This is a genomic window from Acidimicrobiales bacterium, assembly GCA_036273495.1.
Lineage (GTDB): Bacteria > Actinomycetota > Acidimicrobiia > Acidimicrobiales > JAJPHE01 > DASSEU01.
In genome coordinates this window covers 1-11,495 of the sequence record DASUHN010000191.1, presented here as the reverse complement: position 1 = coordinate 11,495, position 11,495 = coordinate 1, and the positions used below count along the sequence as shown (strand labels likewise).

Below are 11,495 nucleotides of genomic sequence, written 5' to 3'. Positions count from 1 at the left end.
CCGCGCCGATCACGGCCACGGTCTGTCCGGGCTGGACCCGCGCCCGGTTGAGCACCGCACCGGTTCCGGTCAGGACGGCGCAGCCGATCAGGCACGCCGAGTCCAGGGGCACCCGCTCGTCGATCACCACGCACTGGGTCTCCCATACGACGGTGCGCTCACTGAACACGCCGGCGTTGGCGAACTGGAAGGCGTCGGCGCCTCCCACGCGGAACCGGCCCGCACCCGCCCCGCCGCCGACCGAGTTCCGGCAGTGGGTCGGCAGGCCGCGGTCACAGGCGGCGCACTGCCCGCAGTTCCCCAGGGTGGTGAGCACGACATGGTCCCCGGGCTTCACACTGGTGACCGCGGCGCCGATCTCCTCCACGATCCCGGCCCCCTCGTGGCCGAGGACCACGGGAGTGGGGAACGGGATGGTCCCGTTGAGGACCGAGACGTCGCTGTGGCACAGCCCGGCCCGCATGATCCGGACCGTGACCTCCCGGTCCCCGGGCGGGCGGACCTCGACGTCGTCATGGACCTCCAGCTGCCCCGTCCACACGATTCCTCGCATGACCTCTCCCTTGCCGCCGGCCGGCCCACGGCCGGCCGGGTCGCGTCAGTTCCCGGCCTTCTGCCCCGCCGCTCCACCCGGGTAGCGCGAAGGGACGTCGATGTGGCCTTCCCGGCGCAGGAACAGCCAGCGCCCGTCGCGCCGCACCAGTACGTCGCGATGGCGGCCCAACATGCCGAGGACCGCCTTTCCGTCCTCACCCCGCATCACGACGGTCCACATGACCTCCGCCGTGGCCCGGTCCCCGTCGAGCTCGATGATCGGGTTGGTGACCAGGTGCCAGCTGCGCCCGGCGCTGGCGGCGGTGGCGCGGCCCATCAGCTCGCGGATCTCCGCCCGTCCCCGGGCCCGGCCCATCGGTCCGAGGAGCACCTCCCCGTCCTCGGCGAACAGCTCGGCGTAGGCCTCGAGATCCCCGCGGTCGAGATGGTGGCCGTAGTCGACGAACACCTGGCGGATGGCCTCCAGGTCCTCCAGACGCCGGATGCGCGCCGGCAGTTCCTCGTCAAGAGCGGCCATGGCCCACGGTACATCCGGCCCCGCCGGCCGGTCGGGAGCGGAGGGCGTGGATAGGCTGCGGCGGTGCAGGTCGCCTCGTGAAGATCCAGGTGGGGCTGCCGGGGAACAACCACCTCCCCGGCTCTCCGGAATGGATGACCGGGCTGGAGGCTCCGGAGCACCAGCGCATAGCCGCCGTCATCGACGAGCTGGGCTTCCATGCGATCACCACCTCGGAGCACTTCGCCATGCCGTACTGGGAGGTGCCCCGCCTCGGTCGCTACTGGACCCACGCCCTCACCGTGCTGGCCTTCGTGGCCGGCGCGACCCGCCGGGTGCGCGTTGACGCCTCGGTCCTGGTCCTGCCCTACCACCACCCCCTCGCGCTGGCCAAGGCTCTGTCCACCCTCGACGTCCTCTCGGGCGGACGGGTGGACGTCTCGGTGGGCGTGGGTCACGCCGTCCAGGAGTTCGAGGTCCTGGGAGTGTCCTTCGCGGACCGGGGCGCCATCGCCGACGAGATGCTCGAAGCCATCAAGGAGCTGTGGTCGGCGGAGGAGCCGGTGTACCGGGGCCGTTTCTTCACCATCGAGGGGCTGGCCTTCGACCCGAAGCCCCTGCAGCAGCCCCGGCCTCCCATCTACGTCGGCGGCAACTCCAAGGCGGCGCTGCGCCGGGCCGCCCGCCACGAGGGATGGCAGCCCAACCCGACCGACTTCACCGTGGACGAGATCCCCCCGCTGCTCGACTACATCCGGGAGCAGCCCGAGTACCGGGGCAAGGAGAAGACCTTCGAGCTGTGCTGGCTCGGCTTCCCCGACCCCGAGGTCTTCGGCCTCGACTTCAAGGGGGCGTCGGCGGCCCGGCTGGGCGCCCAGCGCGACCGGCTGCTCGAGGGCTTCTCCGCCCTGTCGGCCATGGGCATCACCCGCACGCCGATACCTCTGGCGCGCACCGGCTCGGCCGACGAGTACCTCGACTACCTCCGCTGGTTCGCGGCCGAGGTCCTCCCGTCTCTCTGAGCCGTCAGAGGATGTTGGACCCGGCGTCCACGGAGAGCGTGACGCCGGACACGTAGCGGGCCTCGTCGGACGCCAGCCAGGCCACGGCGTTGGCGATGTCCTCGGGGTCGATCCACTCCACCGGCATGGCGTTCTGCAGCCGGGGCAGGTGCTGGGGGAACTGCGTGACGTAGTCGGCGAAGAGCTGGTTCATCGTCATCCCCGTCGGCACGCCCGAGGGGTGGACGCTGTTCACCCGGATGCTCTTGGGCCCGAGCAGCCACGCGTACGCCCGCATCAGGCCCACCACGCCGTGCTTGGCGGCGGTGTAGCCGTCCCAGCCACCGGATCCGTCGGTGTGGCCCTTGAGCCCGTTGGACGAGCTGATGATGATGATCGATCCCCCGCCCGCGTCGACCATCTGGGGGACCGAGACCTGCAGGGTGTTCCACGTCCCGGTGAGGATCACGTCGACGGCATCCCGCCACCCCTGCGGGGCGGCGGCGCCGAAGGTGCCGACCGGGTGGATCCCGGCGTTGGCCACGACGATCTGGCACGGCCCCAGCTCGGCCGTGCCCGCCTCGAAGGCGGCCCGCAGGCCGTCCTGGTCGCGTACGTCGGCCTGGCGGGCCACGACCCGGCGGCCCTCCTTCTCGACCAGGGCCTCTGTCTCCCGGAGGTCCTCGGGCGTCGCCATGGGGTACCCGACCGACCCGATCTGGGCGCAGATGTCCACCGCGATCACGTCGGCGCCCTCCTGCGCCATCCGTACGGCATGGGCGCGCCCCTGACCGCGCGCCGCCCCGGTGATGAAGGCGACCTTCCCGTCCAGGCGTCCCATCAGCCCGGCCACACCTGGGCCTGCAGCTCGGTGTAGGCGAGCAGCCCGTAGGAGCCACCGTCCCGGCCGATGCCGCTCTTCTTGAACCCGCCGAACGGCGTCTCCATGTGCCGGGCCACGGTGTTGATGCCGATGTTGCCGGCCCGGATGCGGCGGGCCACCCGCAGACCCTGGGCCGTGTCCCCCGTCCACACGTAGCTGTAGAGCCCGAACTCGGTCCCGTTGGCGATGGCGATCCCCTCCTCCTCGTCGTCGAAGGGCATCGCCACCACGACCGGTCCGAAGATCTCCTCCTGCACCGCCTTCATCCCCGGCCGGCAGTCAGCGATGAGCGTCGGCTGCACGAAGTAGCCGCGGTCGAGCGGAGCATCGGCCCCGCCGGCGACGACCGTGGCGCCCTCGGCCGTGCCCGAGCGGATGTAGCCGACCACGCGGTCGCGGTGGGCGCCGCTGATCATCGGGCCGACCACGGTGGCGGGATCGGTCGGATCCCCGACCTTCACCACCCGGGCTATCTCGGCCACCTTGGCGACCACTTCGTCGTACACGCTGCGCTGGGCGATCAGCCGGGTGGGGGCGGTGCAGATCTGGCCGGCGTGATAGGTGAAGGTGCTGGCGGTGCCCTGAGCGGCCCGGTCCAGGTCGGCACCCTCGAACACCACGCTGGCGCCCTTGCCCCCCAGCTCCATCAGCACCCGCTTCAGGTCGCGGGCGGCGGCCTCGGCTATGCGCAGGCCCACCTCGGTGCTGCCGGTGAAGCTGACCATGTCGACGTCGGGCGAGGCCACCAGCGCCTGGGACGACTCCGGGCTCGACCCCACGATCAGGTTGACCACCCCGGGGGGGAAGCCGGCCTCGTTGAACAGCTCGACCAGCCTGATCACCCCGAGCGGGTCCTGTGATGCCGGCTTCACCACGACCGTGTTGCCGGTCGCCAGCGCCGGGCCCAGAGTGCCCATGACGTTGTTCATCGGGACGTTGTAGGCCTTGATGGCGGCCACCACCCCGACCGGGAGGCGGACGGCAGCGGCGTTGGCGATCCCGCCCCCCGGGCCCTCCGGGCCCCCGCCGAAGATCGGCACCGGGGTGAACCCGACGTCGAGGGGCTCCAGGGCGCCGCGTGCATAGCGGCGGATCCGGGCGATGGTGCCGCCGACCTGGGCCATCTGGGCCAGCTGCATCGTCGAACCCGTCTCGGCCTGCACGAGAGGGACCAGCTCGGCGTAGTGCTCGGTCACCAGGTCGGCCGCCCGGTTGAGCAGCGCCGCCCGCTCCTCCGGCGTGGTCTGCGACCAGGCCGGGAAGGCGGCGGCGGCCGATGCGGCGGCGGCCTTGGCGTCGTCGGCGGACGCCTCGGGGGCCAGGCCCACCACCTCCTCGGTGGCCGGGTTCACGATCTCGTAGGTGCCGTTCGACCCCTTGACCGGCTCGCCACCGATCCACAGGTGGTAGTCGCGGTCGGTGTCGATCATGGCTGTGGCCACGCTGAAACGCTCCTGTCTGTCCGACTGGTTCCGGTCCGAGTGATCCGCGCCGGGCCCGGCGGGAGGCCCGGGGTTCGTCGACAGTACCCGGTCAGGAACCGGCTTTCTCCCGCCCGGCACGCAGCGCGACCGTTGCCGTCCCGGGCGCCAGGGCCGCCCCCTCGTCGTCGACCGTCCAGACCTCGAGGTCGACGAGGAGCTCGTCTCCGTCCCGGCGCACCTGCGTTATCCGCCCGGCGGCGGTGACGGTGCGGCCCTTGAGGTTGGGGGCCCGGAACTGGCAGGCGACGCGGACGATGCGGCCCCTGTCCCCCAGCCACTGGCGCAGGAGGCTGTGCAGCAAGGACCACTGCAGGTTGCCCATGCCGAACGCGCCCGGGAAGCCGGCCTCCCGCCCCGCCTCGTCGTCCATGTGGATGGGAACGAACTCGTCGTTCACCGCCGCGTAGCGGTTCCACAGGTCGAAGCCGGTGGTGCGCGAGAAGGGGGGAATCGGGTCGCCCGGCCGGGGACCCGGTGGATCGGCACCGGCGCGGTCGTCGGGGGTGGTGGGCATCAGTAGCGGATGAGGGTGCTCCGGGACGTTTTGACCCACTCGTCCCGCTGGTTGGTCCACGTCGCCTCGGATACGGCGAACAGCATGAGGCCGAGGCGGCCGGGGCGCTCGCGGTACCCGGCCAGCCTGGTCACCGACGTGATCACGTCTCCGGGGCGGATGGGCACCCCGTACTCGGCCTCCAGCCCGCCGTTCAGCTGGAAGCGGACGGGCGGACCGGGGATGCCGAGGGCCTGCTCGAGGGCGTGGATGCCGCCCTCGGGCGCCCGCCGGAGACCGGCCGGCTCCGCCGTCATCCACGCGAAGGGATTGAACTCTTCCGGAGCGACGATGCCCCCGTGCACCGAGGCCCGGGCGTGGTCCTCGTCCCAGAACAGGCGGGGCGGCTCCTCGGGGTGGTACACCGCCACCGCCCAGCGCCGGATGTCCGACTCCGACACGGGGAACGAGACCATTCGGGACAGCTCGCGCCCCACACTGGCGCGCATCGCATCCGATATATGGGAGGAATCGGCCACCTGAGGTGCGAAGGGCTCAGCCAGCGCCGGTCAGCACGACCAGGGCGTCGGCGGCGCGCACCACCCCGTCCGCCACCCGGAGAGGGTTGACGTCGACCTCGGCCACCTCGTCGAGCTCGAGGCCCAGCTGTCCGAGGGCCACCATCACCCGGGCCAGCTCGGCCTGCTCCGCCTCGTCGAGGCCCCGGGCCGTCCCGACCAGGCGCCCTCCCAGCAGGCCGGCCAGGGCGGCCCGGGCCTCGTCGGGCCCGAAGGGGGGCCGGAGCAGGGCCGCCTCGCTGAGGATCTCGACCATGACCCCACCCAGCCCGACGGCCACGACGGGCCCGAACACCGGGTCGCGCTGCACGCCGCACGTGAGCTCGAGGCGCGCCGGCACCATCTCCTGCACGAGCACGCCTTCGATGGCCGCGGCCGGCGCCCGGCGCCGCACGGCCTCGAGCAGCTCCCCGTACTCGGCGCGAACCGCGTCCGGGCCCCTCACCCCGAGGCGGATGGCCCCGGCTTCGGTCTTGTGGGGCAGGTCGTAGGACATCACCTTGAGCGCCACCGCCCCACCGATCCGCCCCGCCGCTGCCACCGCCCCCTCGGCGTCGGTCACCATCTCCTCGCGCGTCACGGGCAGGCCGTAGGCCGCCAGCACCTGCTTGGAGGTCGACTCCAGCAGGACCCGCCGCCCCGCCGCGGCGGCGAGCAGCCGCCCCACCCGGTCCACCCGGTCGGGATCCGGCTTCCACTCCGACGGCGCCACCGGGCGGAAGGCCCGCAGCGACTGCGCCGCCACCGCGCCCAGGGCGTTGGCCGCCCGCCGCGGGTCGGTGTAGGTGGGGACCCCGGCCTGCTGGAACTCGTCCAGCCAGGCGGTGGACGTGACCGCCAGCGGCTTCTCCCCCTGCTGGTAGTACTCGACGAGGGCGTCGGTGGCGGGGCCGGGCACCGCCCACGTGACCGCCACCACCATGTCCAGCACCCGGCTCTCCCCCACGGAGAACAAGACGTTGCGGAACGCCCCCGGATGGCTGACCACCTGGGCCGTGGTGTCGACGGGGTTGGCGGTGCTGCCGTAGAAGGGGGTGGGCATCAGCTCGCGCATGGCCTCCTGCTCGTCGGCCGGCACCTCGGGTACCTCCAGTCCCGCCGCCGTGCACGCATCGGCCAGCAGTACGCCCGCCCCGCCGGACGTGGTGAGGATCCCCACCCGGCGGCCCCGGACCCGGCACCCGTCCTGGAAGATCATCCCCAGGTCGAGCATCTCCTCCATGGTCTCGACCACGAACACCCCGTACTGGCGGGCCACGGCGTCGAACACACGCGCCGAGCCCACGATCGACGCGGTGTGGCTCATGGCCGCCTTGGCCGCGGCGTCCGACCGCCCCGCCTTGAGCAGCACGATGGGCTTGTCCAGCTCGGCGGCCCGGCAGGCGGCGTCGACGAAGACGTCGGGATCGCGCAGCGTCTCGCTGAACAGCATCAGCACGCGCGTCTCCTCGCGGTCGACGAGGTGGCGCAGCACCCCGGCGATGTTGACGTCGACCTCGTTCCCGGTGCTGACGAACCAACCCAGCCGCAGACCGGCCAGGAGGGCCTTGTTGGTGATGTAGGAGCCGAACCCCCCGCTCTGGGACACCAGCGCCACCGGCCCGGCCGCCGGGAGCGGCGCCGTCGGCGGCAGGGCGAAGTTGGCCATCACCCCCCCGAACAGGTTCATGAACCCGATGCAGTTGGGCCCGATCACCCGCAGCCCGCTCTCGGCCGCGGTGGCGCGGACCTGGTCCTGCAGCGCCGCTCCCTCGGGCCCCACCTCGGCGAACCCGGAGGTGATCACCAGCGCCCCCCCGACCCCGCTGCTCGCGCACTCCCCGATCACCGCCGGCACGCCGGCGGCCGGCACCACGATCACCGCCAGGTCGACGGGCTCGGGGAGCTCGGTGACCGAGGAAAAGGCGCGGTGGCCCTGCACCTCGGGATCCCGGGGGTGGACCGGGTACAGCGGCCCGGAGAAGGCACGGGCCAGGTTGGCGAAGACCTGGCCCCCGATGCCGGCGACGTTGTTCGACGCGCCGACCATGGCGATCGACCCCGGGGAAAGCGTGCGGTCGAGCCCCCGGCCTCCGGCGGGTGCCGCGTCCGTTGCCGCCTCAGCCACCGGCGTTCGCCGCTTCCCGGGGCAGCTGCTCGCGCAGCTGCTTCTTGATGACCTTGCCCGTCGCGGTGCGGGGCAGCTCGTCGATGAAGAGGATCTCCTCGGGGACCTTGAAATGGGCCAGGTGCGCCGCCACGTGGGCCTGCACCTCGGCCGGGTCGGGTCGGCCCTCGGTCCCCGGGACGACGAAGGCCACCACGCGCTCGCCCAGCACCGGATCCGGCTTACCGACGATGGCGGCGTCCCCGACACCGGGGAAGGCGCGCATGACCGTCTCGATCTCGATGGAGGAGATGTTCTCGCCTCCCCGCCTGACGATGTCCTTCTTGCGGTCGACGAAGAAGAAGTAGCCCTCGGGGTCGAAGTAGCCGAGGTCACCGGTGCGGAAGAACTGGCCGTCGACCGCCGACCGCGTGGCCTCCTCGTCCTTGAGGTAGCCGTCGAAGGTGATCGTGCCCAGCCGGAAGCCGACCTCCCCCACCTCGCCCGGTTCGGCCTCGGTGCCGTCGTCGCGCAGGATGGTCATCGTCGAGTCGGGGAAGCGGCGCCCCGCCGAACCGGGCCGCCGCTCCTCGCCCAGCCGGGTGTAGGTGCCCATGCCCGCCTCGGTCATCCCGTACCAGTCGATGACCGCGAACCCGAAGCGCTCCTCGATCAGCGCCGCCGCTCCGGCTGCGCCGAGGACCACGCCGACCCGCAGGTCGTGGCGGCGCTCGTGGGGGCCGGGGGGGTGACCGAGGAGGATGTTGACGATCGGGGAGAGCGTCCAGAGGTAGGTCGGCCGGTACCGGTCCACCAGCTGCCAGAAGCGGCGGGCCGAGAATCGGCGCGGGAACACGACGCTGGCCCCATACAGGAGGGCGGACGTCAGCCCGCCCATGCCGTTGCCGTGGAAGAACGGGGTCACGACGATGCCGCGCTCGGCGGGGCCGAGCCCGAGCATCTCGTGGTAGTCGATCGGTGAGGACCCGGTGATCTGGCCCACGACCGCCTTGGGCCGGCCGGCGGTGGTGCCGGACGTGTACATGATGTGGGCCGGCAGCTCGACGTCGTCCCCCTGGGGCAGCAGGGCGCGCGCATCGGGCGGGGCCATCTCCAGCAGCTCCTCGTACGCCACCGCGCCGGACGGTGCCGTGACCCCGTCGGCCTCGATGGCGACGACGTGGCGCACCCCGCCAAGGCGGCGGGCCAGGGCCACGGCGCGCTCGGCCAGGGCGGCGTCGCAGATCACGACCGCCGTCTCCGAGTGCTCGAGGATGAACGCCATCTCCTCGTCGGTCCATTCGGGGTTGGCCGCCACCGTGGCGAACAGCCCGGCGCTGGCGGCGAGGTAGGTCTCGGCCCATGCCGGCTGGTTGACGGCCCAGACGCACAGCCGTTCGGCGGGCGCCACGCCCAGGCCCTTGCCCAGGGCCGCGGCGAGCGCCGCCGACCGCTCCACCAGCTCGGAATAGGTCCGGCTGCCATCCTCTTCGGACAGGAGAGCAAGGGCGTCCGGCATGGCGTCGGCGTGGGCCGCGATCACATCGAAGAAGGAAGTCATGGCTCTCCGCGGGGGCAAAGCCCATCTTGCCCCGTGCTGGTACTGTCCGCCACCCGGCGCTACCGCGGAGGGATCATGCTCGACTATCTGATCAGGGGCGGCACGATCGTCGACGGGACGGGAGCGGCGCCCCGGCGCGGTGACGTCGGGATACGCGGCGACCGCGTGGTTGCGGTCGGGTCGGTGGACGAGTCGGCGCGTGCGACCCTCGACGCCGACGGCCTCGTCGTGGCGCCCGGCTTCGTGGACCCCCACACCCACTACGACGCCCAGCTCTACTGGGACGGCTACGCCACGCCGTCGTCGGTCCACGGGGTGACCTCGGTGCTCGGCGGCAACTGCGGGTTCACCCTGGCGCCGCTGAAGGCGGCCGACGCCGACTACACGCGGCGGATGATGGCCAAGGTCGAGGGCATGCCGCTCGAGGCCCTGGAGAACGGCGTCGACTGGTCGTGGGAGACGTTCGGCCAGTACCTCGACGGCCTCGAGGGGCGGATCGCGGTGAACGCCGGGTTCCTGGTGGGCCACTGCGCCCTGCGCCGCTACGTCCTCGGCCCCGAGGCCACCGAGCGGCAGTCCACGGAAAAGGAGGTCGAGGTCCTCACCGACCTGCTGGCCCAGTGCCTGGACGCGGGCGGCCTCGGGCTGTCGACCACACGGTCGTCGACCCACAACGACGGGGACAACAACCCCGTGCCCAGCCGGGTGGCGTCCGAGGAGGAGCTGCTCACGCTGTGCCGGGTCGTCAGCCGCTACCCGGGGACCACTCTCGAGGCCATCGTCGAGGGCTGCCTCAAGGGCTTCTCCGACGAGGAGATCGAGTTGATGGCCCAGATGAGCGCCCAGGCCAACCGGCCCCTCAACTGGAACGTCCTCACCATCGCGGCCGGCATGGAGAAGCGGGTGGCCCACCAGCTGCTGCCGTCCCAGCGGGCGCGCGAGATCGGGGGCCGGGTCGTGGCGCTGACGATGCCGATCTTCGCCGACAACAACATGAGCCTCGGGACCTTCTGTGCCCTGTGGCTGATCCCGGGCTGGCACGACATCCTCTCCCTCCCGAAGGAGGAGAAGCTGGCCAAGCTCCACGACCCGGCGGTGCGCGAGCAGATGGTGGGGGCGGCCCGCGGAACGGCGTTCGAGAGGCTGGCCGACTTCTCCAACTACCGGATCGGGGACACCGTGGTCCCGGAGAACAAGCGCTACGAGGGCCGGCTGATCACCGACATCGCCGCCGAGGTCGGGGTCGACCCCGCCGACGCCCTCGTCGACATCACCAGCGCCGACGAGTTCCGGACCGTGCTGTGGCCCCTCCCCGCCGGGGACGGGGACGCCGACTGGGCCGCCCGGCGGGACCTGTGGGCCCGGGAGGACGTGTTGCTCGGCGGCTCGGACGCCGGCGCCCATCTCGACCGCATGCTCGGGTCCCCCTACCCGACGCGCTTCCTGGCCGACACGCTGCGGGGCCGGCGGCTCGTCCCGCTCGAGCGGGCCGTGCAGCTCATGACCGACGTCCCCGCCCGCCTGTTCGGGCTCACCGACCGGGGCCGGCTGGAAGAGGGCCGTTACGCCGACGTTGTCGTGTTCGATCCGGAGACCGTCGACAGCGGTCCGGCCCGGCGGGTCTTCGACCTGCCCGGCAACAGCCTGCGGCTCACCGCCGAGTCCACCGGCGTGCAGCGGGTGTTCGTGAACGGGACGCCGACGATCACGGACGGTCAGCCCGCCGGGGCCCTCCCCGGACAGGTCCTGCGCTCCGGACGCAACACCGAGACCGTCGCCGTTCACTGACCGGTCCGGGCGTCACTGCCCGAAGCGGGCCCGTACGGCGGGGTTGGTGACGAAGACCGGCAGGTCGTCTCCGCCGGGATGGCCCAGGCTATTGCCACCGTCGACGACGAGCGTCTGCGCCGTCACGTAGGAGGCCAGGTCGGACAGGAGGAACATGGCGGCGGCGGCGATGTCGCGAGCCTCGCCCCTGCGCCGCAGCGGGATCGACCGCGCCGCCTCGTCCATGTCCGCCTGGCCGGCGCGCGGCGTCTTGATCGTCCCCGGGGCCACCAGGTTGACCCGGATTCCCTGGGGTCCCCACTCGAGGGCCATGGTCCGGCTGAACGACTCGAGGCCGGCCTTGGCCGCCCCGTAGGCGGCCAGCAGCGGGGTTCCCCGCGCGGCGATCGAGGAGATGTTCACGATGCTGCCCGGGGTGCCGGCTGCGATCAGGCGCCGGGCGATCTCCCGGCACGACACCACCGCGTAGCGGAGGTTGCGCGCCACCACCCGGTCGAAGCCGGCCATGTCGTACTCGGCGGTGCGGAACCAGTCGTCGGCCAGGTTCCCGCCGACCACGTTCACCAGGTG

Annotated in this window: 11 protein-coding genes; 2 read left to right on the top strand and 9 right to left on the bottom strand. The window is 72.4% G+C overall.

What is annotated here, in order from left to right; translation table 11 throughout:
* Together VFW24_08125 and VFW24_08120 are read right to left on the bottom strand one after the other, a co-directional pair.
* Positions 1–553 (bottom strand): alcohol dehydrogenase catalytic domain-containing protein (locus tag VFW24_08125; protein HEX5266727.1); only part of this gene is annotated, 553 nt, incomplete at its 3' end.
* 45 nt (positions 554–598) lie between these two features.
* Positions 599–1,072: a nuclear transport factor 2 family protein gene (locus VFW24_08120; protein ID HEX5266726.1), complete on the bottom strand. Its 474-nt coding sequence runs from the start codon at positions 1,070–1,072 to the stop codon at positions 599–601.
* Between the two features lie 77 nt (positions 1,073–1,149).
* Here VFW24_08120 and VFW24_08115 point away from each other — a divergent pair, with 77 nt between their 5' ends.
* Positions 1,150–2,073, top strand: a complete 924-nt coding sequence (locus VFW24_08115; GenBank protein HEX5266725.1) for a TIGR03619 family F420-dependent LLM class oxidoreductase — start codon at positions 1,150–1,152, stop codon at positions 2,071–2,073.
* Between the two features lie 4 nt (positions 2,074–2,077).
* Here VFW24_08115 and VFW24_08110 read toward each other — a convergent pair whose 3' ends face one another.
* The 6 genes from VFW24_08110 to VFW24_08085 form a co-directional block, all read right to left on the bottom strand.
* Positions 2,078–2,893: a mycofactocin-coupled SDR family oxidoreductase gene (locus tag VFW24_08110; protein ID HEX5266724.1), complete on the bottom strand. Its 816-nt coding sequence runs from the start codon at positions 2,891–2,893 to the stop codon at positions 2,078–2,080.
* Positions 2,893–4,377, bottom strand: a complete 1,485-nt coding sequence (locus VFW24_08105; protein ID HEX5266723.1) for an aldehyde dehydrogenase family protein — start codon at positions 4,375–4,377, stop codon at positions 2,893–2,895. Before VFW24_08105 ends, VFW24_08110 begins: the two co-directional genes overlap by 1 nt.
* A 91-nt stretch (positions 4,378–4,468) precedes the next feature.
* A complete protein-coding gene (locus VFW24_08100; protein ID HEX5266722.1) occupies positions 4,469–4,933 on the bottom strand; it encodes a MaoC/PaaZ C-terminal domain-containing protein in 465 nt (154 codons plus the stop codon).
* Positions 4,933–5,421 carry a MaoC family dehydratase N-terminal domain-containing protein gene (locus tag VFW24_08095; GenBank protein HEX5266721.1) on the bottom strand — a complete coding sequence of 163 codons (489 nt, stop codon included), beginning with the start codon at positions 5,419–5,421 and terminating at the stop codon, positions 4,933–4,935. Before VFW24_08095 ends, VFW24_08100 begins: the two co-directional genes overlap by 1 nt.
* 46 nt (positions 5,422–5,467) lie before the next feature.
* A complete protein-coding gene (locus tag VFW24_08090; GenBank protein HEX5266720.1) occupies positions 5,468–7,597 on the bottom strand; it encodes an acetate--CoA ligase family protein in 2,130 nt (709 codons plus the stop codon).
* Complete coding sequence (locus tag VFW24_08085; protein HEX5266719.1) at positions 7,590–9,119, bottom strand: class I adenylate-forming enzyme family protein; 1,530 nt, start codon at positions 9,117–9,119, stop codon at positions 7,590–7,592. Before VFW24_08085 ends, VFW24_08090 begins: the two co-directional genes overlap by 8 nt.
* A 51-nt stretch (positions 9,120–9,170) precedes the next feature.
* On the opposite strand from VFW24_08085, the gene VFW24_08080 reads away from it, so the two are divergent.
* Positions 9,171–10,925 carry an amidohydrolase family protein gene (locus VFW24_08080; protein HEX5266718.1) on the top strand — a complete coding sequence of 585 codons (1,755 nt, stop codon included), beginning with the start codon at positions 9,171–9,173 and terminating at the stop codon, positions 10,923–10,925.
* Positions 10,926–10,937: 12 nt separating this feature from the next.
* Here the strand turns inward: VFW24_08080 and VFW24_08075 are convergent.
* Positions 10,938–11,495: SDR family oxidoreductase (locus VFW24_08075; protein ID HEX5266717.1), on the bottom strand; the 558-nt coding region annotated here is incomplete at its 5' end.